The following is a 23556-nucleotide window of genomic DNA, read 5'->3' as shown; positions in this document are numbered from 1 at the left end:
CGGGTTGGCTTTGGCCCAAGCTTTGGTGTAAAGCTGCGCGGAGTGTGGCTTTTTGCAAGCCTTGCGTGGGCACAAATTACCGACGACAAGCGCTTCAAACTGCTAATGAAATTGGCTGGGACGGACGAAGCCGATCTAAGTGACAGGGATCACAGGGACTGAACCGGAGCGCACCTAGGCTCACCTAAGCTTGAAGACGGGGCCCTGCCCCATGCAGGTGGCTCCGACGGTTTAAGGACTCGCGCTGCGCCGATATTGTGCAAACCCATCGCGCACCGGAACGATCTTCCGGCGCTGACAAATTGGAAATCGCCGTGAACGCATACAGTAAAACGCCGCTTCTCGACACCATCCATACGCCGGATGACCTGCGCAAGCTCAAGATCGAGCAGGTTCGCCAGGTCGCCGACGAGCTGCGGCAAGAGACCATCGATGCCGTCTCGGTGACCGGCGGTCACTTCGGCGCCGGCCTCGGCGTGGTCGAGCTCACCACCGCGATCCATTATGTCTTCGACACGCCGCGCGACCGGCTGATCTGGGACGTCGGCCATCAGGCCTATCCGCACAAGATCCTCACCGGCCGGCGCGACCGCATCCGCACGCTGCGCACCGGCGGCGGCCTGTCCGGCTTCACCAAGCGCAGCGAGAGCGATTACGATCCGTTCGGCGCGGCGCATTCCTCGACCTCGATTTCCGCCGGCCTCGGCATGGCGGTCGCGCGCGACCTTTCCGGCGGCAAGAACAACGTTATCGCCGTCATCGGTGACGGCGCGATGTCAGCCGGCATGGCCTATGAAGCCATGAACAACGCCGGCGCCATGAACTCGCGCCTGATCGTGATCCTCAACGACAACGACATGTCGATCGCGCCGCCGGTCGGCGCCATGAGCGCCTATCTGTCGCGCCTCTACTCCGGCAAGACCTATCGCACGCTGCGCGATGCGGCCAAGCAGATCAACAAGCGCCTGCCCAAGATCATCGCCAACCGCGCCAACCGCGTCGAGGAATATTCGCGCGGCTTCATGATGGACGGCGGCACGCTGTTCGAGGAGCTCGGCTTCTATTACGTCGGCCCGATCGACGGTCATAACCTCGACCATCTGCTGCCCGTGCTGAAGAACGTGCGCGACATGGAGACCGGCCCGATCTTGGTCCACGTCGTGACCCAGAAGGGCAAGGGCTACGGCCCGGCGGAAGCTTCCGCCGACAAGTATCACGCGGTCGTCAAGTTCGACGTCGCGACCGGCACCCAGGCCAAGGCCAAGCCGAATGCGCCGGCCTACCAGAACGTGTTCGGCCAGAGCCTCGTCAAGGAAGCGCAGAAGGACGACAAGATCGTCGCCATCACCGCGGCGATGCCGTCGGGCACCGGCGTCGACATCTTCAACAAGGCCTTCCCCGACCGCACCTTCGACGTCGGCATCGCCGAGCAGCACGCGGTGACGTTCGCCGCCGGTCTTGCGAGCGAGGGCTACAAGCCGTTCTGCGCGATCTACTCGACCTTCCTGCAGCGCGGCTACGACCAGATCGTGCATGACGTCGCGATCCAGAACCTGCCCGTCCGCTTCGCCATCGACCGCGCCGGCCTCGTCGGCGCCGACGGCGCGACGCATGCTGGCTCGTTCGACAACGCCTATCTCGGCTGCCTGCCGAACATGGTGATCATGGCCGCAGCCGACGAAGCCGAGCTCGTGCACATGGTGGCGACCCAGGTCGCGATCGACGACCGTCCGAGCTCGCTGCGCTATCCGCGCGGCGAAGGCCGCGGCATCGAGATGCCCGAAGTCGGCGTTCCGCTCGAGGTCGGCAAGGGCCGCATGATTCGCCAAGGCAGCAAGATCGCCTTGCTCTCCTTCGGTACGCGCCTCGCCGAATGCGAGAAGGCGGCCGACGAACTCGCCGCCCACGGCCTCTCCACCTCGATCGCCGATGCGCGCTTCATGAAGCCGCTCGACACCGAGCTGGTTCTCAAGCTCGCCCGCGACCACGAGATCCTGATCACGATCGAGGAAGGCTCGGTCGGCGGCTTCGGCTCGCATGTCGCGCAGTACCTGACCGATCAGGGCGCGCTCGACGGCGGCATGGTCAAGTTCCGCTCGATGGTGCTGCCCGACGTGTTCCAGGACCACGACACGCCGGCCGCGATGTACGGCCGTGCCGGTCTCGACGCCAAGGGCATCGTCGCCAAGGTGTTCGAGGCGCTGGGCAAGGACGTCAAGACCGAGACGGTCAAGCTCGCCTGACGGCGAGCTTCGACCTTCGCGAACCAGCGCGACCTTCATGAAAATCTATCTGGCAGGGCCCGACGTGTTCCTGCCGGATGCGGTTGAGATCGGCCGGCAAAAGGCTGCGATCTGCGCGGCGCACGGGCTCACCGGCCTCTATCCCCTCGACAACGCCATCGATCTCACCTCGCCCGACGCCTCGCGGCAGATCTTTTGCGGCAACGAGGCGATGATGGACGAAGCCGATGCCATCATCGCCAACCTCACCCCGTTCCGCGGTGCCGGCGCCGACCCCGGCACCGTCTATGAGCTCGGCTACATGGCCGGCCGCCGCAAGTTTTGCCTGGCCTATTCCAACGACGGCGCCGTCTATGCCGACCGCGTCGGCCGCTTCATGGACGTGACCTCCGAGGACGGACGGCTGGTCGATGCACAGGGGCTGACGGTCGAGGATTTTGGCCTCGTCGACAACCTCATGATGATCCATGCGCTGGAGCTGCACGGCTGCCCGCTGGTGACGCCGGCGCAGATGCCGATCGACGTCTGGCACGATCTGGCCGCGTTCGAGGCTTGCGTCCGGATGGCGGCCGCGCGATTGATCGCTACATAGACGCTTCGACGCTTCAGTCGCCTCCGGAGATCCGATGTCCCCTGCCCGCAAGCGTGCGGATGTTCTGCTGGTCGAGCGCGGCCTGTTCGAGAGCCGGGCGCGGGCGCGCGCGGCGATCGAGGCCGGGCTCGTCACCGCCGACGACAAGCAGGTCGCCAAACCCTCGGAGACGATCGCCGAGGACGCGGTGATCGTGGCCGAGCCTGCGCATCCTTATGTGTCGCGCGGCGGCGTCAAGCTGGCCGGCGCGCTGGAGCGCTACCCCATCGAGATCGAGGACCATGTCTGCCTCGATGTCGGCGCCTCCACCGGCGGTTTCACCGAGGTGCTGCTGGCGAACGGCGCCAGCCTGGTGTTCGCCATCGATGTCGGCACCAGCCAGCTGCATCCCTCGCTGCGCGACCATCCCAAAATCGTGTCGATGGAGGAGACCGACATCCGCAGCTATGACGGCAAACGGCTGCCGGCGCGGCCCGACGTCGTCGTCATCGACGTCAGCTTCATCTCGCTCAAGACGGTGCTGCCCGTGGCGCTGTCACTGGCAGCCGCGCCGATGAGCCTACTGGCACTGATCAAGCCGCAATTCGAGGCTGACAGGAAGCACAACAAGAAGGGCATCATCCGCGACGCCGCCGTGCATCAGGAGATCTGCGACGACATCGCGGTCTTTGCCGCTTCGCTCGGTTGCACCGACATCGAGGTGTTCCCCTCCCAGATCACCGGCGGTGACGGCAATATCGAATTCTTCCTGGGCGCGCGCCGTGGTTGAGCGCGTGAGGATCGATCACGTCGGCCATCGCGGCGACGGCGTCTCGCTCGCAGCGGGCGATGCCGTCTATGTGCCCTACACGCTTGGCGGCGAGACCGTCGAGGTCGACCACGTCGCCGGCAGCCATCCCGACCGCCGCAAGCTGCTCGCGGTCGATGTCGCCAGCCCCGATCGCATCGAGCCGTTCTGTCCGCATTTCGGCGTCTGCGGCGGCTGCGCCATCCAGCACTGGGCGGCTGAGCCCTATCACGCGTGGAAGCGCGGCATCGTGGTCGAGACGCTGGCGCAGGCCGGCATCGATTGCGAGGTGGCGCCGCTGGTCGATGCCCATGGCGCGGGGCGCCGGCGCGTCACGCTGCACGGCCGGTTCGGCACGCATGACGTCCTCAAGGTCGGCTTCTCGGCGGCGAGCTCGCACGACGTCATCCCGATCCATCGCTGCCCGATCCTCGATCCCGGGCTCGAGGGTGCGCTCGATGCCGCCTGGGCGCTTGCCGAATCCCTGATGTCCAGAATGGCGGCGACGAAGCCGCTGGACATCCAGGTCACCGCGACCGCCAACGGCCTCGATGTCGACGTGCGCGGCTCCGGCCCGCTGCCGACGGCGCTGGTCACGGCGCTCTCGCGCGTTGCGGAGCTGCATCGGCTGGCGCGGCTGACGCGGCACGGCGAACTGGTGCTGCAACGCTTGCCGCCGACGGTACGGATGGGCCGCGCCGAGGTGACGCTGCCGCCGGGCTCGTTCCTGCAGGCAACGGTCGCGGGCGAGGAGACGCTGGCGTCGCTCGTCGCCGAGCGTGTCGGCAAGGCCAAGGAGGTTCTCGACCTCTTCTGCGGCGTCGGCCCGTTTGCCTTGAGGCTCGCCGAGAAGGCGCGCGTCACCGCCTATGACAACGACGCCGGCGCCGTCGCCGCGCTCGTGAAGGCTGCGCGCACACCAGGGCTGAAACCGATCAAGGCCGAACCGCGCGACCTGTTCCGCCGCCCGCTGGTGCCGCCGGAGCTGCGCGACTTCGACGCCGTGGTGTTCGACCCGCCGCGCCAGGGCGCGCAGGCGCAGGCGCTGAAACTCGCTGCGAGCAAGGTACCCGTCGTGATCGCGGTGTCGTGCAACGCCGCAACCTTCACTCGCGACGCCCGGCTCCTCATCGACGGCGGCTACAGGATCGAGACCGTTGTCCCGGTCGATCAGTTCCGCCACACGCCGCATGTGGAATTGGTGGCGCGGTTCACGCGCTGACGCGCTACCTGCCGCTCACCGTCCGAACCCTTCCAGACTGCTATGCCGACGGTTCGAATTGCGGCTGCCATCGCAGCAAGTAGGACTGCAGCGAGCGCACCGCGATCGCCAACAGGATTCCGACGAACATCATGACGAAGATGGCGACCATCATCTCGCTGGCATTGGCGCGCGCCTCGGCTTCGATGATGAGCTTGCCGAGCCCGCGCTCGGCGCCGATGAACTCACCAACGATGACGCCGATCAGCGCAAAAGACACCGCCGGCAACAGCGACGCGAACACCCAGGCCAGTGCGGAAGGGATCACGACCGTGCGCAGCACGATGAATTCGCTGGCGCCGAGCAGACGGGCAGCGGCGATCTGGTCGCGGTCGACCGCACGCGTTCCCTCGAAGGTGTTGAAGAACACCACGAAGAACACGACGAGCCAGGCAGTGGCGATCTTGGAGAGATCGCCGAGGCCGAAGATCAGGATGACGAGCGGTACCAGCGCGATGCGCGGTATCGAGTTGAGCGCCACGACATAGGGCCCGAACACGCGGGCCAGGAAGTCCGAACGGCCGAGGACCAGGCCGGCCGCGATTCCGCTCGCGGACCCGAAAAGAAAACCCCACCAGGTGTTCTTCAGCGTGACGAGCGTGGCGAGCCACAGATTGTTGTCGTTGCCGTTGATGCAGGCGGCGAAGCCGGCGGGATCGGCAAAGCAGCCGAGCCGCAGGAAGCTCTGCCAGATCAACGACGGCTTGGCGACGAAATACGGATCGAGGATTTTCGGCACATAGGCCTTCGGCAACAGCGCCTTGCTCCATTCGAAGCCCCACTGCCAGACGACGAGAACCACCACGAGAATGGCCACTTGCCAGAACAGGACGGCGCTACGGCTGTTGGACATGATCATTCGGCCCTGGTGCGGCGGAATTCTTCGCCGAGGGAATGCCAGATGTGAGAGTAGAGGCGGCCGAATTCGGCGGTCTCGCGGACGTCCACGGGATCGCGCGGCCGCGGGATCGCGACGTCGAAATCTTCCTTGAGCCTCCCGGGCCGCGCCGAGAGCAGGATGATGCGGCTCGCCAAGGTCAAGGCCTCGCCGAGATCGTGGGTCACGAACAGCACGGTCTGCCGCTCGCGTTCCCATATCTCCAGCAGCGTCTTGTGCATCTCGAGCTTGGTGTGGGTGTCGAGCGCGCCGAACGGCTCGTCCATCAGCAGGATCTCGGGCTCCATGATCAGCGTGCGCATCAAGGCGACGCGCTGGCGCATGCCGCCGGACAGCGTGCTGGGGAAGCTTTGTGCAAAGCTGGAGAGCCCGGCCTTCTCGACGGCCGAAGCGACGCGCCCGGCGCGCTCGGTCCTTCGCAGCCCCGCGATCTCCAGCCCATAGCCGATGTTCTGCTCCACGGTTCGCCAGGGAAACAGTGTGTCGCGCTGGAAGACATAGCCGACCCTGGGGTTGACCTTACCGGTCTCAACCATGTCCTCATCGATCAGGATGCGTCCGCCTGAGCGCGGCAATAGCCCCGCGACCATGTTGAGAATGGTGCTCTTGCCGCAGCCGGACGGACCGAGCAGCGCGACGAACTCGCCCTGCTTGACCTCGAAGGAAACGTCATCGACCGCCACGAACTCGCGGCCCGACGCGTTGAAGCGCTTGGCGAGACCTCGCACCGCGATGCGGGTTCGCGTCTCCGCTCTCTCAACCTCGTCTCGCGCGAGCGCGAATCCCGGGCTTGGCGCGGCGATCATTTGTATTTCGCTCTGGCCGCCTGGAGGAAGCTCATGTCGACGACATCCTCGTATTTCGTCTCGGGAATATCCGTTCCCTTGCGGTACCAGGGCTTGGCTCCGCGTTCGAACGAGGACTTGTCGATGACGCCGTCATAGGCCCAGGTCGATTTGTCGAAGCCGAGCTCGGCGCTGACCGCATCGGGGTCGATGCCCGAGAAATATTTCGGCGTGACCAGTGCCTGCACGTCCGCGAGCGGCGTCGCCTTCACGAAAGCCATCGCGCGGTGGATCGCATTCACATAGGCCTGCACCGTCGCCTTGTCCTGCTCGATCGTGTCCTGGAGCGTGTAGATCACCAGCACGGGCAGCGTTCCGCCGAAATCCTTCTCGAATACGCCGGGCTTGGAGGTGTCGTAGATCGTCCTGCCAAAGCCCTTCTTCTCGACCTCGACGATCCAGCTTGGCGGCGCCATGATTGCGTCGAACTGCTTGGTCTGCAGCGACGGAAACATCGTGTTGGGCCCGCCGCCGGCGACCCAGTTCACCCTGTCGCCGAGCCCGCGCGTTTCGAACACATAGGTGCCGAACACCCAGGTGCCCGACCCGATCGCGGTGGCCGCGACGATCGGCTTGGCGCCGTCAGGCCGTTTGTGCTCCGCGAGCTTCTCGACCGAATTGATACCGCCGTCGTAAAGGTCCTGCCGGACCACGATGTTGGCGTAGGAGCACACCATCTCCGTCGCGAGCAGGATCTTGCAGGGCTTGCCGCGCGCACTGAGCTGGAGCGGGTGGCTGGCATCGCCATGCGCGAACACGGCTTGTCCCGCCGCCAGCGTCTGACGGCCGAACGTGCCGGCGTTACCGGTGACGAGCTTGGAGTCGAGACCTTCGTCCCTGAAGTAACCCTTCAGCTCGGCAATCATGCCGATGGCGTAGACCGGCGACACCGGCCCGAAGGCGAGCGATACCTGCTTGGTCTCGGCGCGGAGCTGCCCGGGCAGCATCGACGCGCCGGCCAATGTGGAGCCCGCGATCAGCGCCTGGCGCCTGGTGATGTTCATGTGCCTCCTCCGTTGATTCTTGTTTGATCGATCCGTTCGTCAGGACGGCCCAGGCGCGATCCGAATGGTTCCTGCCTTTCGCAGCGTTTCGATTTCGCTCGACGAAACGCCGATCTCACCCAGGATCTCGCGCGTCTGCTCGCCGATCTGCGGCGGATCGTAGCGGTTGGGCAGCCGGCGGCCGTCCATGGAGATCGGCAACAGCGGCGTTTTTGCCTCGCCGCCGTCAGGCAGGTGAATGTTGGTCAGCCCGCCCGACTGGTTCAGATGCGGGTCGTCGAAGAGATCGCCGGGCTTGTTCACCGGCGCGTAGGGCAGATCGAGCTGCTCGAGGCGCGCCGCGAGATCGGCCTTGTCCCATTGCTTGAAGATCTTCGCGATCTCCGGAATCAGCCAGCCGCGATGGTCGACGCGGTCGTTGCTCGTCGCAAAGCGCGGATCGGCAAGCCAGGATTCGCGATCGAAGGCGCGGCAGAACGCCTCCCACTGCTCTTCACCGACGATGGTGACGAACAGCTTCGAGCCGTCCCTGGTGTCGAAGAGATCGTAGACCGGCCAGGGGCTGTCCTTGATCGAATAGGGGATCGAGGGCTGGCCGCTGACCACCTCGCACATCATGGCCTGCGCCATCAGGAACACGTTGTTCTCGTAGAGCGCGCTCTGGATGTAGCGACCGCGGCCGGTGCGCTGCCGCTCGGCCAGCGCAGCCTGGATCGCGATCACGCCGAACATGCCACCCATGATGTCGTTGACCGAGGCGCCGGCGCGCATCGGCCGGTCCGGCAGGCCCGTCATGTAGGCAAGGCCGCCCATCATCTGCACGACCTCGTCGAGCGCGAGGCGATTCTCGTAGGGGCCGGGCAAATAGCCTTTGAGCGAGCAGTAGATCAGGCGTGGCGCAAAAGCGGCAACCGACTCGTAGTCGAGACCGATCCGCTTCAGCAGGCCGGGTCGGAAATTCTCGATCAGGACGTCGCTGCTCTCGATCAGCCGCCGCGCGATGGTCTGGCCTTCCGCGGTCGACGTATCCAGCGCGATGCTGCGCTTGTTGCGGCTGTAGGTGGCGAAGAAGCCGGCAGCCGGTCCCTTGAAGTAGCGGGTGCGGTCGCCCTTGGGCGGCTCGACCTTGATCACGTCGGCGCCGAGATCGGCGAGGATCAAGCCGCAGCTCGGCCCCATCACCATCTGGCTGAACTCGATGACCCGAAGGCCGGCGAGCGGACGGAGCTCCGTTGCCGCCTCGGGCGCCGCCGCCGTCATGCCGCCCTCCGCAGCACCTTGGGAATTCCGGCCTCGTGCAGGTGCCCGGTCAGATGTTTTGCCGGGATATGGCGGGCCAGAATCTCGCGCGTCTGCATCAGGCGATCGAGGTCGATGCCGGTCGAAAGTCCCATGCGTTCCAGCATGAACACGAGATCCTCGGTGACGATGTTGCCACGGGCACCAGGCGCGAACGGACAGCCGCCAAGTCCTGATACCGCGGCGTCGAAACGCCGGATCCCGGCGTCGAGGCCGGCGACGGCATTGGCGAGGCCAGCACCGAGCGTGTCGTGCAGATGCAGCCGCAGCGTCATCTGCAATCCGACTTCACGCCTGACGGCTTCGACGATCTGCCTGACCAGTTTCGGGGTGGCGTAGCCGACGGTGTCGGCGAGCCCGATCTCGTCGGCACCGGCCTCGGCAAAGGCGCGCGCGACCCGGCACACCGCCGCTTCGCTCACCTCGCCCTCCAGCGAGCAGCCGAAGGAGGTGGCGATCGCGCCCATCAGGTGCGGCCGCCGGCCCGCCGGAGAGGCGTCGATCGCGGCGCGGACCGCGCGAAACCCGTCGAGCTGCTCTTCGATCGAGCGGCGCACATTGGCGCGGTTGTGCGTCTCGCTGGCGGAGATGACGAAGTAGACGGCGTCGACACCGGCGGCGATGGCGCGCTCGGCGCCCTTCACGTTCGGCACAAGTGCACCGATGGTCGCGGTCCTGTGCGCGAGCGCGTGCGCCATCACCGCATCGACATCGGCGAATTGCGGCACGACCTTCGGCGGCACGAAGGATCCCGCGTCGATCTCGCGCATGCCGGCGGCGGCGATCGTATCAATCAGCGCGCATTTGGCTTCGGTGGGAACGAACACGTCCAGGTTTTGCAGTCCATCGCGGGGGCCGACCTCGCAAATCAGGACATCCGGCGCATGCGCCATCAGGCTCTCCCTGGTTCGATTGTATATTATTGCGTAAAAGAACAATCCGTGGGACAATCTGTCAAGCTCAAAATCCGCGTGCACTGCAATGACCGCCTCCGACAATTCCCGACCGCCCGCTTCAAGCAAAGGCGGTTCCGAGCGCGCTGAGCACCTCGCCGGGCTGATCATGGCGCTCGCCCGACGCGAAGGCATGAAGGCTGGCGATCGCTTGATCGAACAGCGGCTTGCCGATGCGCTCGATCTTTCACGCGCGCCGATCCGGCTCGGCCTCAAGGCTCTGGAAGCGGCAGGGCTCGCGCGCGGCGAGCCACATCGCGGGTTCGTGCTGGCCAAGCATCCGACCAGCGGCGCAGCCCAGCCAGCCCTCGCGGCGGTCAGGCGCAGCGAACAGGTTTATACGTCCATCGCAGGCGACGTGCTCGCAAGCCGACTGCCGGCTGACGTCACCGAGGCGGAGCTGATGCGCCGCTATGGCCTCAGCCGGGCCGAGTTGCAGCGGCTGCTTGACCGGATCGCTGCCGAGGGCTGGATTGCACGCCTGCCGGGCTATGGCTGGCGCTTCGCGGAGACGGTCTCGAACCCCGAAGCTCACGCCAAGGCCATGGCGTTTCGCGCGGTGATCGAACCTGCGGCAATCGCCCAGCCCGGCTTTGCGCTGCCGCAGGAGGTGATTGCACGCTTGCGCGAGCGCCAGCTGCGCGTGTTCGAAGGCGAGCTCGAGAAGATGACGATCGGCGAGGTCTTTCTTTCCGGTTGCGAATTCCATGAGGAGATCATTCGCGGCGCCGGCAATCCCTTCTTTCTTGAATCGCTCCGGCGCGTGAATTCAATCAGACGCCTGTTCGCCTATCGCAGCTTCGCCGACCGCGACGGTATGCGGCGGCACGTGCGCGAGCATTTGCGCCTGCTCGAGGTTCTGGAAACGCGGCGTTACGCCGAGGCGGCAGAGCTGATGGCGAAGCACCTGCAACGCCCGCTGGTGGCCGGCTTGTCGTAGGCCAACGCGGCCGCGGTCAAGCGGGCGGCGAAACGGACGTGTGAGCGCTCAACGCCGCAAGCCGCCCAACGCCGGTGACTCGCCGGGCAGCATTGACGAATTGATGTCGCTGTCCATGCGTCCCGATTGCTGCTGGGTGAAACCGGCGCCGAACGACAGGCTGAGGTTGGGGGTCGGCTTGAACTCGACACCCGCGAAAGCGCCGTAGCCGGGCGAGGCGCCGGAGGTGAGCGGGGCGAGCGAGCTGCCGATGCCGCCATTGTATTTCAGCGTGTCGAACCCGGCAAAGAACGTGACGGGCATGCCGCCCGCGGTCTTGTAGTTGTAACCGAACTGCGTGCCATCGTAGGAGAGCGCGCTGAAATTGCCGGCCGGCGCAGGCTGGCTGAGTCCGCCCAGGCCTAGGTTGCCGCGTTCGCTTCCGACGAAGAAACCGGGACGAAAATCATAGCCCGCGTTGGCATCGCCACCCTTGAAGCTCGGAAAATTGCCGTAGCCATCGGAGCTCTGGCCGGCGCTGCCGCCAAAGCCGAAAGGCCCGCCCGGGATCCAATATTGCAGCGGCGCGACTTGCGCATGAGCCGGCGCTCCGCCGAGGCAGAGCACCACGAAGAGAGTTGCGAGACCGCAGGAACGTGCAAGGCTGAACATTCAGGTGACCGTCAAAAAAGTGCGGAAATTATACGCCGGGGACCACGCGAATACCAGTGACGCGATGCCGGTGGTCGCGCCATCGAGTTCCAAAATTACGTTATCCCGACGTGTTGAACCTCCTGCGCGACGGATTGACCCACATAGAGGACGCGCGAACGCGAGCCGTCGCCTCGATCCTGATCGGCCGGGGCAGTCCGGCAAGACGCAATTGCGCAGACCTTTGAAAATGCCAGACACAACATGGAGGCTGTCATGGAGGTCGATTCCGACAGGTTGAATGCCTTTATGGGCAAGATGATCACCGAGGTCGGTGCGGCGATGAACGCATCGCTGGTCCTGCTGGGCGACAAGCTCGGCCTCTACCGCGCCCTCGCCGCCAAGGGACCCATGAACTCTGCCGAACTCGCAAGCGCCACCGGAACGAACGAACGCTACGTCCGCGAGTGGCTGGCGAGCCAGGCGGCTTCTGGTTACGTCGAATACGACTCCACTTCCGGCAAGTTCTCGATGCTGCCGGAGCAGGCGTTGGCGCTCGCCGATGAGGACAGCCCGGTCTTCCTCGGCGCGGTCGGCAATGTCATTGCCGCGGCGTTCCTCGACGAGCCGAAAATTACGGACGCATTCAAGTCCGGCAAGGGCGTCGGCTGGAATCGTCGCAGCGAGTGCCTGTTCTGCGGCACCGCCCGGTTCTTCCGCACCGGCTACATGCATCATCTGGTGCAGGAGTGGCTGCCCGCGCTCGAAGGCGTCGTAGACAAGCTGAAGCGCGGCGCCAAGGTCGCCGATGTCGGCTGCGGGCACGGCGTCTCGACCCGGCTGATGGCGGAGGCCTTCCCGAACTCCCGCTTCTACGGCTTCGACTATCACGAGGGCTCGATCGCGGCCGCACGAAAGGCGGCCACTGAGGCGAAGCTGGGCGATCGTGTCAGCTTCGCGGTTCACTCGGCGAAGACCTATCCGGCCGAGGGCTACGATCTCGTCTGCTTCTTCGATTGCCTGCACGACATGGGCGATCCCGTCGGCGCCATCAGCCACGTGCGCGAGACCATGGCCAAGGACGGCACCTGCATGCTGGTCGAGCCGTTCGCAGGCGACCGCCTCGAAGACAATCTCAATCCTGTCGGGCGGGTCTACTATGCGGCATCGACCATGATCTGCACGCCGGCCTCGCTCGATCAGGAGGTCGGCCTCGCGCTCGGCGCTCAAGCCGGCGAGGCAAGGCTGCGCAAGGTCGCCAGCGAAGGCGGCCTGTCGCGCTTCCGCCGCGCCGCCGAAACACCCTTCAACCTGATCCTGGAGGCCCGGATCTGATGCAACGGCGGACGCGCGCGGCCGGCGATGTCAGGCCGCGTCGTCCGTTCCCATACCGAACGTGAGCTGATTGCCGTCGGCGTCGACGACGTCGAAATCGCGCATACGATAGTCGCGGTCCTCCGGCCGGTTGAGCAGCCTGGCACCGCGTCCCGATAGTTCGGCATAGACCTGATCGACGTCCCTGACGAAGATGCAGATGCCGCCGTGCCCGGGCAACCGCTTCGTTACCCCCGCCGCAAGCAGATGCAGGCCGACCTCGTCGCGGCAGAGGCAGGCGTAGGACGGAGGCTGACCGTATTCGAAGGTGACCTCGAAGCCGAGCACATCGCGGTAATAGGCGAGGCTGGCTGTGATGTCGGACACGACGAAGACGGTGGCGGAGCCGGCCATCATCGGGTGTTCGTCGGTCATTGGTCCCTCCATCCGGCAAGCAATCTCATGCACGCAGTCTAACATGCGCGCTGGAGGTCTTGCACGGCCCAAGCCGCACCGTAAGCTGTCGCCGAACAAGGCGGAAGCGCCGAACGACAGCGTCCCGCCGCTGCCGCCGCTCGACGCGAAATAACCGCGCCACCACCGCGATCGATGCCGCACGTTTCCCGAAAGCATGGAGAACCCGGTGACATCTGACAATCCAGTCGCCTACGAACGCGCAGGCAACATCGCCCGCATCACGCTGCGCCGCCCGCCTGTCAATGCACTGAGCCTCGAAGTCATCCGTGCGGTGGTCGCGGCCCTGCGTCGCGCGGCGAACGATCCGGAAGCACGCGTTGTCGTGCTGGCGAGCGCGATCGCCAAGCGCTTTTCGGCCGGCCTCGACCTCGACATCCTGCTGGGGAAATCCGGCGCCGAGATCCGCGAATTCCTCCAGGCGCTCTATATCGACCTTTACGACGCCCAGTATGGGCTCGGAAAGCCATCGATCGCCGCGGTCGGAGGCGCGGCGCGCGGCGGCGGCATGACCATGGCGGTGTCCTGCGACGTGGTGCTGGCAACCGAGAGCGCGACGTTCGGCTATCCCGAGATCGACGTCGGCGTCATTCCCGCGATCCACTACGCGCATCTGCCGCGCATCGTCGGACGTCATCGCGCTTTCGAGCTGCTGTTCACCGGCCGCGTCTTCACCGCCGCGGAGGCGCGCGAGCTCGGCGTGGTGAACCGCGTCGTTGCCGATGCCGAGCTCGACGCCGAGGTGATCAAGCTCGCGGCGCAATTCGCCGGCAAGTCGGCCGCCGTGCTGCGGATGGGCCGCGCCGCCTTCATGCGCCAGATCGATCTCGACTACCGGCGCAGCATCGCAAGTGCAGTGGACGATTTCTGCAATGTCGCGACGTCGGACGAAGCGCAGGAGGGTTTGAGGGCGTTCGTGGAGAAGCGGGCGCCGAAATGGTGAGGGGGCCGCCGGCCGCCCAGGGAGGCTGACGTTCAGGCCGTCCTGTCCACCGAGGACGACGAATCCGCAGGCGGATATTTCGTCACCGGCACAGTGAAGGATTTGGAGCCGACCTGATAGATGATCTTGCCGTTTTGTCCGTTGTCGGTCGATATCTGCGACTGCCCGAACATGATGACGTTCCTGTAGACGTAGCCGGTGCCCTGGCGGGTGATACCGTCGGTGGTGACGCTGACCGTCGCCTCCTTGCCGTTGATGGCCAGCACGCGAAAGCTCGCGCTCTTGCCGATGTCGGCGGAATAGCCGCCCCAGCTTCCCATGAGGATGCTGTCGGAACCTGCCGGCGCCTGTTTCTGCAAAGTCGCGCTCTGCTTGCCAACGCCCGAGGAGAACAGGAGCACCAGGTTCTTGCCGTCCTTGGTGCCGACCGTGACGTTGCCGTAGCTTATCGTTGCACCATTGACCTCGCCGATACCGCGCTCGGTGTGCCCGTTATGGGTGTACTCGATCTGGGCCCTGGCCCCGCGGATGTTCACGACCTTGAAGCCGACGGCCTGGTTGTTGCCTGCCCAATTGCCCTTCCAGTCACCCACCAGACTGCTCTGGTGATACACCCGCTCGTTGGCGGGCGAAATCTGGCTGGTGCTCGATGTGACGATGGCCATTGGATTGCTCGGCGGATTTGTCTGACAGACCCGCTTCTGTTCGCGCGCCGGACGGCGAAGTCAGAACTTTATCCGGAAACAACCGGAAGCAGGCCGATTAGGGCCACGCAGCAGTTAACGCGTGGTTAAATTCGACCGCGGGCGGGACAGGGCAAAAGGTCTCATTCGGGGTGGTGCGGATCAGCGCCCCCAGCGGTCCGACCAGATCTTCTCGCCGATCAAGCAGCTGACCCGTGGCTCCTTGTCGGCAACGCGCCTCACGGGGCGCTCCGGCATGCGGCCCGCGACCTCCATCAGGAGCTTGGTGCGGATCGCTTCCTTGAACTTGTCGCGATCCTTGATCGTGATGACGAAGGAGCCGGGACCGCCGATGACGCAGTCCTCGTAATAGTAGTCGAGATTGTCGATATCCATGGTCGAATAGGACGGCTCCTTGACCATGATCGGCAGGCCGTTGATGACGATGCCCTTCTCGAGCGCGGCGTCGCGCGCCGCCGTGACCGGGCCGCCATTGTTGTTGGGGCCGTCACCGGAAATGTCGATCACGCGGCGCAAGCCGCGATAGGGATCCTCGTCGAACAACGGCATCGCGAACGTGATCGCCCCGGAGATCGAGGTGCGCGAGGCGCGCCGGATCGGCGTCTTCAAGATCTCGGCGGCGACCGCGTCCGCCGTCTCCGGTCCGTCGACCAGCCGCCACGGGATGATGATCTTCTGATCGCTGGAAGCGGCCCATTCGAAGTAAGTCACCGCGATCCGGCCATTCGGCCCGAGCTTCAGCGCCTGGAGGAATTCCTTCGACTGGATCGCCTGCGCATAGCCTTCGCGCTGGATCGCGAGTTCATCCATGTCCATGGAGTAGGAGACGTCGACCGCGAGGACCAGCTCGACATCGACCGTCTGCGCGTCCCGATCGGCCGCTAGCCGTTGTGGCGAACTCTTGCTCGGTTCAAATTTGGGCCCTGGTGCCGCGATGCCCGCGACATCCCCTCCGGCGAGTACGCCGGCCACCAGCACAGCCCCGATCGAGAACAGCATGCGCATCGCAGTCTCCCGTCGTATGACGCGATGGTGACATGCAATCGCCTTGCCGCAAAGTCCGAAGATCGCTTGCGCTTCACATTCCAGTTAGGAATTCGCGAGTTGGGAATGCGCACGTCACGCAAAGCTGCCGCCGTGTTGCCGCGCTTGCGCCACGGGGACATGCGCGATCGCTCACGCCATCATTCCGGAGCGTCCAGCAGCATCGAGCCGAAGACAGACGTTCCCCGCCCACTTGTCCGGTGCGATTTCCATGCTAGGTTGGATGTACAGATGGGGATGGAGTCCCCCGACAACCGCCCGTCGGCCTGCGACCGTAGTGGGCTGATGACTCCTGCTCGAGGAGGGGCAATCTCAAAAGCCTCGGCCTTTGGCGGGAGCATGGACAAACCCGCCGATGGCGGGTTTTTTGTTGCCTGAAGGCGAAGGTCAGGGCGTGACGACGACGACACCGAATGCTGCGCGTGCGGGGCTGCCCAGGGGGATCTGGGTGCTCGGCTTCGTCTCGATGCTGATGGACGTCTCCTCCGAGATGATCCACGCGCTGCTGCCGGTCTATCTCGTCACTGTGCTCGGGGCCTCCACGCTGACGGTCGGCTTCATCGAGGGCATTGCGGAGGCGACCGCCTCGATCACGAAGATCTTCTCCGGCGCATTGTCCGACTGGCTCGGCCGGCGCAAGCTCCTCGCGGCGCTCGGCTACGGCCTAGCCGCGCTGACAAAACCGCTGTTCCCGCTTGCCCCCAGCGTCGGTTGGCTGATTGCCGCGCGCTTCATCGACCGCGTCGGCAAGGGTATTCGCGGCGCACCGCGCGATGCGCTGATCGCCGATATCGCACCTGCGGGTCTGCGCGGCGCGAGCTTCGGCCTGCGGCAGTCGCTCGACACCATCGGCGCATTCGTCGGACCGCTCGTGGCGATCGGCCTGATGTGGTGGACGGCAGATAATTTTGCCCTTGTCTTCTGGGTGGCGGTGCTGCCGGCCTTCCTGTCTTTCGGCCTGATCGCATTCGCGGTGAGCGAGCCGGAGCCGGACCCAAGCCGGGAGACTACGAAGAATCCGCTGAACACCTCCGCCATGCGGCAGCTCGGATCCGTGTACTGGCGCGTCGTCTCGGTCGGCGTGGTGTTCACGCTCGCGCGTTTCAGCGAGGCCTTCTTGATCCTGCGCGCGCAGAACATCGGTCTCTCGGCGATGTGGGTGCCGGCGGTGCTGGTGCTGATGAACGTGGTCTATGCGCTGTCGGCCTATCCCGCCGGCGTGCTGTCGGACCGGATCAACCGGACCGGCCTGCTCGCGCTCGGCCTCGTCTTCCTCGCGGCCGCCGACCTCGCGCTCGCGCTGCTGCCTAGCCTCGCGGGCCTCGCGCTCGGCGTCGTGCTGTGGGGGCTGCACATGGGATTGACCCAAGGCCTGCTGTCGGCCCTCGTCGCCGACGCCGCGCCGCCGAGCCTGCGCGGCACCGCATTCGGCTATTTCAACCTGTTCACCGGACTGGCCTTGCTGGCAGCAAGCGTGATCGCCGGCGCGCTGTGGGATGCCTACGGTCCGGCAGGCACGTTTTTGGCCGGGCTCGGCTTCGCGCTGGTCGCGCTCGCAGGGCTGCTCGCCGTCGGCAATGGTCTGGCAGCGGAGGACAAATGATGATGGAGGGGCGTTCGTCGTGTTGAGCGGAGTGATCGCAATCGTGATCGGCAGCGTTCTCGGCGGCTGCGCGCGCTATTTCGTCTCGGGCGCGATCGCGCGGCGGCTGGGCGAGACCTTTCCCTGGGGCACCATGACCATCAACATCACCGGCGCCTTCCTGATCGGCATTTTCGGCGCGCTGGCAACCCATCCCGGCTCGATCTTCGCCTCCCCCAATCCCTGGCTGTTCGCGGTGACCGGGTTCCTCGGCTGCTACACCACGGTATCCTCGTTCAGCCTGCAAACGCTGACCTTGGCGCGCAACGGCGAGCCGATGCATGCGCTCGGCAATGTCGCGCTCTCGGTCGGGCTTTGCCTTGCCGCCGTCAGTTTCGGCTTTGTCCTCGCTGACGGTCTTGGAGGCTAGAGGCGGATGACCGTTCCCTCCTCCACCGACCGCTGGCGCAGCACGATGCTCTATGCCTGGGTTTCCTTCGGCAGCGTCCTTGGCGGCCTCGCGCGCTACTTCGTCTCCCTCGTGCTCGACACCGGCCCGGGCTTCCCCGTCGCGACGCTGTTCATCAATGCCACGGGATCGCTCATCATCGGCTTCTACGCAACGCTGACCGGCCCCGACGGCCGCATGCTGGCGCGGCCCGAGCACCGGCAATTCGTCATGACCGGGTTTTGCGGCGGCTACACCACCTTCTCGGCCTTCAGCCTGGAGACCTTCCGCCTGTTCCACGGCGGCATGAAATACACGGCACTCGCCTATATCGCGGCATCCGTCATCTGCTGGCTGGTCTCCGTGTGGCTCGGCCATATGATGGCAAGCCGCTACAACCGCTTGACGAGGAGCTGACCATGCAAATCCCCAATCAGGCTGTTTCGCTCCGGATCTTCATCGGCGAGAGCGACCATTTCGACGGCAAGCCGCTTTACGAAGCGATCGTGATGACGGCGCGCGAGCGGCATCTCGCGGGCGCCACCGTGCTGCGCGGCCCGATGGGGTTCGGCAAGTCGAGCCGGCTACACACCTCGAAGATCCTACGGCTGTCGGAAGACCTGCCGCTGCTGATCGAGATCGTCGACAGCGAGGACAGCATCAACGCATTCCTGCCCATCCTGGATGGCATGATGTCGAGCGGCCTGATCACCTTGGAGAAGGTGCAGGTCCTACAATATGGTGAGAGGACCGCACACTGAGCACCGCGGCTGAACCGAGCCCGCCGTTTCCGGGAGGCGGAATGAACGACACCGTTACCAAGCCTAAAACCAGGACGAAGACCAAGGTCGAGCGGCCCAAGCTGCACAAGGTCATCCTGATCAACGACGACTTCACGCCACGCGAATTCGTCACGATGATCCTCAAGGCCGAGTTCCGCATGACCGAGGATCAGGCCTACAAGGTCATGATCACCGCGCACAAGCTGGGCGCCTGCGTGGTCGCCGTGTTCACCAGGGACGTCGCCGAAACCAAGGCCACCCGCGCCACCGACGCCGGCCGCGCCAAGGGCTATCCGCTGCTGTTCACGACGGAGCCCGAGGAATAGGGCTTCGCTGCTCGCGAGCCACGCCTGAGGCTGCTGTGATGATCTGGTCGCAAGCTACTTCAACCTGGCAAAGACCTTGCTGAACTCCGGAAGCTGCAGCCTCCGCTTCTCCTCCAGGTATTCAGATTCAGTGAAGGGGCCGCTCACGAAAACCCGCACCGCAACGTCCCATTCGTTTGCTTTTCGCGAGATGTAGTAAAACTCCGTGACGGAGCGGTCCGGTCGCTTTCCCGATGTCCATGGATGGCGAGCGAACACGATGTACTGGGCGTTCGCGCCGGCCTGAAAGACCGTAGGCTCCGGGAGGCCGTCGCCAACGCAAGTTCCATCCGTGCCGACGGAGCGGCAAAGCGTCATGTCGTCATCCGTGTCGACGGCGACGAGACGATAGGGACCGTCAATCGCGTCGTCCTGAACGAACCCGCAGGCTGCCAGAAACAGGAAGAGTGCCAAGCATACCCATCGTCTCACATGCGGGATCATGCATCGACTTTCAGGCCATCACCACCGGCGTCTCTTCGGCAAGCCCATACACGCGCTGCGCCTTGGAAAATCCCGCGATCGGAAATTCGCCGAGCTCGCGCCAGTCATGGCGGCAGGCGTTCGCGAAGACTTCCGAGACCACGACGGTCCGCCCCAGCCGGCCCGTGATCTTCTCCAGCCTTGCCGCGAGATTGACGGCGGGGCCGATGCAGGTGAAGTCGAGCCGGTTGCCGCCGCCGATATTGCCGTAGAGGATGTTGCCGACGTGCAGCGCGACGCCGAAGCGGAAGCGCTCGACGATGTCGCCGACCGGGAAAGCGAGCGCCTCGACGCTGGCGCGGGATTCGCGCGCGGCCTCCAGCACGCGGGTGCAGACATGGGCGGCATCGCCGACATATTCGTCGATCGGGAACACCGCGAGCAGGCCGTCGCCCATGAATTTCAGCACCTCGCCGCCATGGCCCCGGATCGCGGTGACCTGGCAGTCGAAATACTGGTTGAGGATCTCGACCACGGTCTCGGCCGGCAGCCGGTCCGACAGCGCAGTGAACCCGCGCAGATCCGAGAGCCAGATCGCGGCCTGCATGGTGTCGTTGTGGCCGCGGCGGATCTGGCCGCCGAGGATGCGCGCGCCGGCACGGTTGCCGACATAGGTGTCGAGCAGCATCTCGGCGGTGCGGCGCAGGCTGATGATCTCGCTGACGCGCGCAAGCGGTGCCCCGAGGGTCCGGATCGCCGCGATGTCGTCGTCGCTGAAGCCGCCGGGCTGCCGCGTGACCCAGCTCGTCGCATGGATCGAGCCGTCGAGATAGTGCATCGGCATCGCGAGGTAGTCGGTCACGCCTTCGGCGCGCATGTCGTCGAGGAACGGAAACCGCTTGCTGTCCGGATCGTCCATCCGTCCCCGGACCTCCAGCCCCTCCTCGAACACGATCCGGAGCGGGCTCCGGGCGAACTCGGGCGTCTCCAGGATCTCGAAATCGACGGTGCCGATCTCGACCTTCTGGCCCTGCCGCCAGATGAAGTTGCGGCCGAAGATTTCCGGATGCAGCGTGCGAATGAAGATGCCGAACCGCGACAGCGGCAGGCCGGCCGCGACCAGATGCTCGCAGACCTCGGCGATCATCTCGGAAGGGGTCCCGGACGACCTCGCACCGTCGATCAGCCAGTTGGTGATGCGCTGGATCTCGGAGTTTTGCATGTCCGCATTTGCGGACGAAGTTGTGGGGACGTCAAGCTGCGCGGTGGGCTAGTACCGCGACACGAATGCCCTACCGGCCGACCTGCCCGCGATCCCGAATGAAATGATCGGCGAGCACGCAGGCCATCATCGCCTCGCCGACGGGCACGGCGCGGATGCCGACGCAGGGGTCGTGGCGGCCCTTGGTGAAGATCTCGGTGTCGGCGCCCTTGCGATCGACAGTGAGGCGCGGCTGGAGGATCGACGAGGTCGGCTTCACCGCGAAGCGCACCACCACCGGCTGTCCGGTGGAGATGCCGCCCAGAACGCCGCCGGCATGGTTGGAGAGGAAGCGCGTGCCATCATTGCCTGTGCGCATCTCGTCGGCGTTCTCTTCGCCGGTGAGCTCCGCCGCGCCAAAGCCGGCGCCGATCTCGACGCCCTTCACCGCGTTGATGGTCATCATCGCGCCCGCGAGATCAGAATCGAGTTTTGCGTAGATCGGGGCACCAAGGCCTGCCGGCACGCCTTCGGCGACGACCTCGATCACCGCGCCGATCGACGAGCCGCTCTTGCGGATGCCGTCGAGATAGGTCTCGAAGAACGCGGCCTTGTCCTTGTCCGGACAGAAGAACGGATTTTTCGCAATCTCGTCCCAGTCCCATTTGTCGCGGTCGATCTTGTGCGGGCCGATTTGCACCAGCGCGCCGCGGACCTTGACGTCGGGCAGCACCTTTCGCGCGATCGCACCCGCAGCGACGCGCATTGCCGTCTCGCGCGCCGAGGAGCGGCCGCCACCGCGATAGTCGCGCAGGCCGTATTTGGCCTCGTAGGTGAAGTCGGCGTGGCCGGGACGAAACTTGTCCTTGATCTCGGAATAGTCCTTCGAGCGCTGATCGGTGTTCTCGATCAGCAGGCCGATCGGGGTGCCCGTCGTCACCTGCACGCCGGTCTCCGGATGCGCCATCACGCCGGACAGGATTTTGACCTGGTCCGGCTCCTGGCGCTGGGTGGTGAAGCGCGATTGGCCGGGCCGGCGGCGGTCGAGATCCTGCTGGATATCGGCCTCGGTGAGCGGGATCATGGGCGGACAGCCGTCGACCACGCAACCGATCGCTACCCCATGGCTCTCGCCGAAGGTGGTGACGCGGAACATGTGGCCGAAAGTGTTGAAGGACATCGCTGCTCGCTGGGTCGGGTCCGGCGTGTGGTAACGCGCGGGGGGCCGGGGGTCAAACCCATAGCCACCGTGGATGACGGCGAACCGGCCTAACTAAACTTCTCCAGCCGCCCGTCGCGGAAGACGTAGACGGCGCCCTGCTCGATATAGAGCTCGGCGGCGCTGGCCGGCGTCTCAAGGCCGAGCGAAACCATCAGGGCCCGGCAAGTCCCGCCATGGGCGACCGCAACGGTATCGGTCCGGAGCTCGTCGTACCAGGCCCGCACGCGGACCTGCACATCGGCGTAGGTCTCCCCGTCCGCGGGGCCGACCGTCCATTTGTCGGCGAGGCGCCGGGCGTAGACGTCCGGATCGGCCGCCTCGCTCTCGGCCAGCGTCAGCCCTTCCCAGCTGCCGTAGCCGATCTCGCGCAGGCGATCGTCGAGCGCGTAGTCGGCCTGCGGCAGTTCGAGCTTGCCGCGCGCGAGTTCCATGGTCTGGCGTGCACGCCCGAGCGGGCTCGACACATAGGGTAACGCCGCCTTGTCCTTGCCGTCGCGCTTGAAAAGATCCGCCAGCACGCCGCCGGCCTGCACGGCCTGACCGCGTCCACGCGCGTTCAGCGGAACGTCCTTGGTGCCCTGAAGCCTCCCGAGCGCGTTCCACTCGGTCTCACCGTGGCGAAGATAATAGATCGTGGGCACGGGCATTCCAGATTTATAAGCTAGTCCTTGCCGCCGAACGAGATGTCCGGCGCGTCCGGGCGCTTCATGCCGAGCACGTGATAGCCGGAATCGACGTGATGCACCTCGCCGGTGACGCCGCGCGCGAGATCGGAGAGGAAATACAGCGCGCTGCCGCCGACGTCTTCGATCGAGACGTTGCGCCGCATTGGCGCGTTGTTCTCGTTCCACTTCAGGATATAGCGGAAGTCGCCGATGCCGGATGCCGCGAGCGTCTTGATCGGGCCGGCCGAGATCGCGTTGACGCGGATGTTCTTCTCGCCGAGATCGGCCGCGAGATAGCGCACGCTGGCCTCCAGCGCAGCCTTCGCCACGCCCATCACGTTGTAGTGCGGCATCCACTTCTCGGCGCCGTAATAGCTGAGCGTGATGAGCGAGCCGCCATCGGTCATCAGCTTCTCGGCGCGCTGCGCCACGGCGGTGAACGAGTAGCAGGAGATCAGCATCGACTTGGAGAAATTCTCCGGCGTGGTGTCGACGTAGCGGCCATCAAGCTGCTCGCCATAGGCGATCGCGTGCACCAGGAAGTCGATCTTGCCCCACTTCTCCTTCAGCACTGCGAAGGCGGCGTCGATGGTGGCAGCATCGGTGACGTCGCAATGGCCGAGCACGAGACCGCCGATCTCGGCGGCGAGCGGCTCGACGCGCTTCTTGAGCGCATCGCCCTGATAGGTGAAGGCAAGCTCGGCGCCGGCTGCGTGGCATGCCTTGGCGATGCCCCAGGCGATCGAGCGGTTGTTGGCAAGGCCGAGGATCACCCCGCGCTTGCCTTGCATCAGTCCCTGTATCAGACCTGAATCCTGCGACATTTTTGAGCGTCCCGTCGAGCTCTCGTTGAGGTCTGGAGGTACACCAGCCCTCCTTCGCGGTACAGTCCTAATACGCGGCGTTAACGCTGTTTCAAGCGCCGGAATAGCCGTTC

At 65.3% G+C, this 23556-nt stretch carries 26 protein-coding genes and 1 riboswitch; of the genes, 12 read left to right on the top strand and 14 right to left on the bottom strand.

The genetic code is table 11. The features are described 5' to 3' along the window. Positions 1-314 precede the first annotated feature (314 nt). Genes dxs through AB7535_RS03985 form a run of 4 tightly spaced genes read left to right on the top strand, consistent with a single transcriptional unit; the run spans position 315 to position 4844 of the window. A complete protein-coding gene (dxs, locus tag AB7535_RS04000; RefSeq protein WP_028148183.1) occupies positions 315-2243 on the top strand; it encodes a 1-deoxy-D-xylulose-5-phosphate synthase in 1929 nt (642 codons plus the stop codon). A 37-nt stretch (positions 2244-2280) separates the two neighbouring features. Further along, positions 2281-2835 carry a nucleoside 2-deoxyribosyltransferase gene (locus tag AB7535_RS03995; protein ID WP_085401275.1) on the top strand — a complete coding sequence of 185 codons (555 nt, stop codon included), beginning with the start codon at positions 2281-2283 and terminating at the stop codon, positions 2833-2835. A gap of 34 nt (positions 2836-2869) precedes the next feature. Continuing rightward, positions 2870-3604: a TlyA family RNA methyltransferase gene (locus AB7535_RS03990; RefSeq protein ID WP_085401276.1), complete on the top strand. Its 735-nt coding sequence runs from the start codon at positions 2870-2872 to the stop codon at positions 3602-3604. Beyond that, positions 3597-4844 (top strand): class I SAM-dependent RNA methyltransferase, encoded by a 1248-nt coding sequence (locus AB7535_RS03985; protein WP_085401277.1) that lies wholly within the window; start codon positions 3597-3599, stop codon positions 4842-4844. Before AB7535_RS03990 ends, AB7535_RS03985 begins: the two co-directional genes overlap by 8 nt. 40 nt (positions 4845-4884) lie before the next feature. Here AB7535_RS03985 and AB7535_RS03980 read toward each other — a convergent pair whose 3' ends face one another. From AB7535_RS03980 to AB7535_RS03960, 5 genes are read right to left on the bottom strand one after another with little or no spacing between them, the layout of a single operon-like run. Continuing rightward, positions 4885-5736, bottom strand: a complete 852-nt coding sequence (locus tag AB7535_RS03980) for an ABC transporter permease (RefSeq protein WP_166353707.1) — start codon at positions 5734-5736, stop codon at positions 4885-4887. A gap of 2 nt (positions 5737-5738) precedes the next feature. Beyond that, the gene (locus AB7535_RS03975) at positions 5739-6587 is read right to left on the bottom strand and encodes an ABC transporter ATP-binding protein (protein ID WP_085401279.1); all 849 of its coding nucleotides are present in this window, start codon (positions 6585-6587) and stop codon (positions 5739-5741) included. Then, positions 6584-7630, bottom strand: coding sequence for an ABC transporter substrate-binding protein (locus tag AB7535_RS03970; protein WP_085401280.1), 1047 nt, complete (start codon positions 7628-7630; stop codon positions 6584-6586). The genes AB7535_RS03975 and AB7535_RS03970 overlap by 4 nt, the downstream gene beginning before the upstream one ends. Before the next feature lie 39 nt (positions 7631-7669). Then, positions 7670-8890: a CaiB/BaiF CoA transferase family protein gene (locus AB7535_RS03965; protein WP_085401281.1), complete on the bottom strand. Its 1221-nt coding sequence runs from the start codon at positions 8888-8890 to the stop codon at positions 7670-7672. Further along, positions 8887-9951, bottom strand: a complete 1065-nt coding sequence (locus AB7535_RS03960; protein ID WP_135216535.1) for a hydroxymethylglutaryl-CoA lyase — start codon at positions 9949-9951, stop codon at positions 8887-8889. Before AB7535_RS03960 ends, AB7535_RS03965 begins: the two co-directional genes overlap by 4 nt. Positions 9952-9991: 40 nt before the next feature. On the opposite strand from AB7535_RS03960, the gene AB7535_RS03955 reads away from it, so the two are divergent. Further along, on the top strand, positions 9992-10822 hold the full coding sequence (locus AB7535_RS03955; RefSeq protein WP_071917648.1) for a GntR family transcriptional regulator: 831 nt from the start codon (positions 9992-9994) through the stop codon (positions 10820-10822). Between the two features lie 48 nt (positions 10823-10870). On the opposite strand, the gene AB7535_RS03950 is transcribed toward AB7535_RS03955, so the two are convergent. Next, a complete protein-coding gene (locus AB7535_RS03950; RefSeq protein ID WP_085401282.1) occupies positions 10871-11473 on the bottom strand; it encodes a hypothetical protein in 603 nt (200 codons plus the stop codon). A gap of 255 nt (positions 11474-11728) precedes the next feature. Here AB7535_RS03950 and AB7535_RS03945 point away from each other — a divergent pair, with 255 nt between their 5' ends. Then, positions 11729-12787 carry a class I SAM-dependent methyltransferase gene (locus AB7535_RS03945; protein WP_085401328.1) on the top strand — a complete coding sequence of 353 codons (1059 nt, stop codon included), beginning with the start codon at positions 11729-11731 and terminating at the stop codon, positions 12785-12787. Positions 12788-12817: 30 nt separating this feature from the next. Here the strand turns inward: AB7535_RS03945 and AB7535_RS03940 are convergent, their stop codons facing one another. Beyond that, entirely contained in the window at positions 12818-13201 is a 384-nt protein-coding gene (locus AB7535_RS03940) for a bleomycin resistance protein (protein ID WP_085401283.1), read from the bottom strand. A gap of 208 nt (positions 13202-13409) precedes the next feature. On the opposite strand from AB7535_RS03940, the gene AB7535_RS03935 reads away from it, so the two are divergent. After that, positions 13410-14183 carry an enoyl-CoA hydratase/isomerase family protein gene (locus tag AB7535_RS03935; protein WP_085401329.1) on the top strand — a complete coding sequence of 258 codons (774 nt, stop codon included), beginning with the start codon at positions 13410-13412 and terminating at the stop codon, positions 14181-14183. A 32-nt stretch (positions 14184-14215) separates the two neighbouring features. On the opposite strand, the gene AB7535_RS03930 is transcribed toward AB7535_RS03935, so the two are convergent. Further along, the gene (locus AB7535_RS03930; protein WP_071916058.1) at positions 14216-14848 is read right to left on the bottom strand and encodes a hypothetical protein; all 633 of its coding nucleotides are present in this window, start codon (positions 14846-14848) and stop codon (positions 14216-14218) included. Positions 14849-15028: 180 nt separating this feature from the next. Next, on the bottom strand, positions 15029-15892 hold the full coding sequence (locus AB7535_RS03925) for a DUF1194 domain-containing protein (protein WP_063984919.1): 864 nt from the start codon (positions 15890-15892) through the stop codon (positions 15029-15031). A gap of 263 nt (positions 15893-16155) precedes the next feature. Beyond that, a riboswitch (Fluoride riboswitch) is annotated at positions 16156-16233 on the top strand. A gap of 53 nt (positions 16234-16286) precedes the next feature. Here AB7535_RS03925 and AB7535_RS03920 point away from each other — a divergent pair. The 5 genes from AB7535_RS03920 to clpS are packed head-to-tail and all read left to right on the top strand — an operon-like array spanning position 16287 to position 19069. Continuing rightward, entirely contained in the window at positions 16287-17534 is a 1248-nt protein-coding gene (locus AB7535_RS03920; RefSeq protein WP_244623381.1) for an MFS transporter, read from the top strand. Beyond that, positions 17509-17943 (top strand): fluoride efflux transporter CrcB, encoded by a 435-nt coding sequence (crcB, locus tag AB7535_RS03915; RefSeq protein ID WP_085401285.1) that lies wholly within the window; start codon positions 17509-17511, stop codon positions 17941-17943. Before AB7535_RS03920 ends, crcB (AB7535_RS03915) begins: the two co-directional genes overlap by 26 nt. A gap of 6 nt (positions 17944-17949) precedes the next feature. Further along, positions 17950-18378 carry a fluoride efflux transporter CrcB gene (gene crcB / locus AB7535_RS03910; RefSeq protein ID WP_085401286.1) on the top strand — a complete coding sequence of 143 codons (429 nt, stop codon included), beginning with the start codon at positions 17950-17952 and terminating at the stop codon, positions 18376-18378. A 2-nt stretch (positions 18379-18380) separates the two neighbouring features. After that, complete coding sequence (locus AB7535_RS03905; RefSeq protein WP_085401287.1) at positions 18381-18722, top strand: DUF190 domain-containing protein; 342 nt, start codon at positions 18381-18383, stop codon at positions 18720-18722. Between the two features lie 41 nt (positions 18723-18763). Further along, positions 18764-19069: an ATP-dependent Clp protease adapter ClpS gene (gene clpS / locus AB7535_RS03900; RefSeq protein WP_014497217.1), complete on the top strand. Its 306-nt coding sequence runs from the start codon at positions 18764-18766 to the stop codon at positions 19067-19069. Positions 19070-19123: 54 nt separating this feature from the next. Here clpS and AB7535_RS03895 read toward each other — a convergent pair whose 3' ends face one another. From AB7535_RS03895 to fabI, 5 genes are all read right to left on the bottom strand, one after another. Next, complete coding sequence (locus AB7535_RS03895) at positions 19124-19522, bottom strand: hypothetical protein (protein WP_085401288.1); 399 nt, start codon at positions 19520-19522, stop codon at positions 19124-19126. A 40-nt stretch (positions 19523-19562) separates the two neighbouring features. After that, positions 19563-20753, bottom strand: a complete 1191-nt coding sequence (locus tag AB7535_RS03890; RefSeq protein WP_085401289.1) for an adenylate/guanylate cyclase domain-containing protein — start codon at positions 20751-20753, stop codon at positions 19563-19565. A 70-nt stretch (positions 20754-20823) separates the two neighbouring features. Further along, a complete protein-coding gene (gene aroC, locus AB7535_RS03885; RefSeq protein ID WP_071916063.1) occupies positions 20824-21912 on the bottom strand; it encodes a chorismate synthase in 1089 nt (362 codons plus the stop codon). An 89-nt stretch (positions 21913-22001) separates the two neighbouring features. After that, positions 22002-22601: a histidine phosphatase family protein gene (locus AB7535_RS03880; RefSeq protein WP_028148204.1), complete on the bottom strand. Its 600-nt coding sequence runs from the start codon at positions 22599-22601 to the stop codon at positions 22002-22004. A gap of 14 nt (positions 22602-22615) precedes the next feature. Further along, entirely contained in the window at positions 22616-23443 is an 828-nt protein-coding gene (gene fabI / locus AB7535_RS03875) for an enoyl-ACP reductase FabI (protein ID WP_085401290.1), read from the bottom strand. Between the last annotated feature and the right edge of the window lie 113 nt (positions 23444-23556).

The sequence above is a fragment of the Bradyrhizobium sp. 956_D2_N1_4 genome, from assembly GCF_052076025.1.
Classification (GTDB): domain Bacteria; phylum Pseudomonadota; class Alphaproteobacteria; order Rhizobiales; family Xanthobacteraceae; genus Bradyrhizobium; species Bradyrhizobium barranii.
Note: the sequence above shows the minus strand (reverse complement) of the source record. Positions and strands in the feature narration are given on the sequence as shown.

Excerpts from the sequence above, each read along its gene's own strand:
- AB7535_RS03965 (WP_085401281.1), bottom strand. The coding sequence starts at position 8,890 with ATGACGGCGGCGGCGCCCGAGGCGGCAACGGAGCTCCGTCCGCTCGCC.
- AB7535_RS03925 (WP_063984919.1), bottom strand. The coding sequence starts at position 15,892 with ATGCGCATGCTGTTCTCGATCGGGGCTGTGCTGGTGGCCGGCGTACTC.
- crcB (WP_085401285.1), top strand. The coding sequence starts at position 17,509 with ATGGTCTGGCAGCGGAGGACAAATGATGATGGAGGGGCGTTCGTCGTG.
- AB7535_RS03940 (WP_085401283.1), bottom strand. The coding sequence starts at position 13,201 with ATGACCGACGAACACCCGATGATGGCCGGCTCCGCCACCGTCTTCGTC.
- AB7535_RS03980 (WP_166353707.1), bottom strand. The coding sequence starts at position 5,736 with ATGTCCAACAGCCGTAGCGCCGTCCTGTTCTGGCAAGTGGCCATTCTC.
- AB7535_RS03945 (WP_085401328.1), top strand. The coding sequence starts at position 11,729 with ATGGAGGTCGATTCCGACAGGTTGAATGCCTTTATGGGCAAGATGATC.
- AB7535_RS03930 (WP_071916058.1), bottom strand. The coding sequence starts at position 14,848 with ATGGCCATCGTCACATCGAGCACCAGCCAGATTTCGCCCGCCAACGAG.
- AB7535_RS03970 (WP_085401280.1), bottom strand. The coding sequence starts at position 7,630 with ATGAACATCACCAGGCGCCAGGCGCTGATCGCGGGCTCCACATTGGCC.
- AB7535_RS03880 (WP_028148204.1), bottom strand. The coding sequence starts at position 22,601 with ATGCCCGTGCCCACGATCTATTATCTTCGCCACGGTGAGACCGAGTGG.
- fabI (WP_085401290.1), bottom strand. The coding sequence starts at position 23,443 with ATGTCGCAGGATTCAGGTCTGATACAGGGACTGATGCAAGGCAAGCGC.
- clpS (WP_014497217.1), top strand. The coding sequence starts at position 18,764 with ATGAACGACACCGTTACCAAGCCTAAAACCAGGACGAAGACCAAGGTC.
- AB7535_RS03995 (WP_085401275.1), top strand. The coding sequence starts at position 2,281 with ATGAAAATCTATCTGGCAGGGCCCGACGTGTTCCTGCCGGATGCGGTT.
- AB7535_RS03955 (WP_071917648.1), top strand. The coding sequence starts at position 9,992 with ATGGCGCTCGCCCGACGCGAAGGCATGAAGGCTGGCGATCGCTTGATC.
- AB7535_RS03975 (WP_085401279.1), bottom strand. The coding sequence starts at position 6,587 with ATGATCGCCGCGCCAAGCCCGGGATTCGCGCTCGCGCGAGACGAGGTT.
- AB7535_RS03950 (WP_085401282.1), bottom strand. The coding sequence starts at position 11,473 with ATGTTCAGCCTTGCACGTTCCTGCGGTCTCGCAACTCTCTTCGTGGTG.
- AB7535_RS03890 (WP_085401289.1), bottom strand. The coding sequence starts at position 20,753 with ATGCAAAACTCCGAGATCCAGCGCATCACCAACTGGCTGATCGACGGT.
- AB7535_RS03920 (WP_244623381.1), top strand. The coding sequence starts at position 16,287 with ATGGCGGGTTTTTTGTTGCCTGAAGGCGAAGGTCAGGGCGTGACGACG.
- crcB (WP_085401286.1), top strand. The coding sequence starts at position 17,950 with ATGACCGTTCCCTCCTCCACCGACCGCTGGCGCAGCACGATGCTCTAT.
- aroC (WP_071916063.1), bottom strand. The coding sequence starts at position 21,912 with ATGTCCTTCAACACTTTCGGCCACATGTTCCGCGTCACCACCTTCGGC.
- AB7535_RS03990 (WP_085401276.1), top strand. The coding sequence starts at position 2,870 with ATGTCCCCTGCCCGCAAGCGTGCGGATGTTCTGCTGGTCGAGCGCGGC.
- AB7535_RS03905 (WP_085401287.1), top strand. The coding sequence starts at position 18,381 with ATGCAAATCCCCAATCAGGCTGTTTCGCTCCGGATCTTCATCGGCGAG.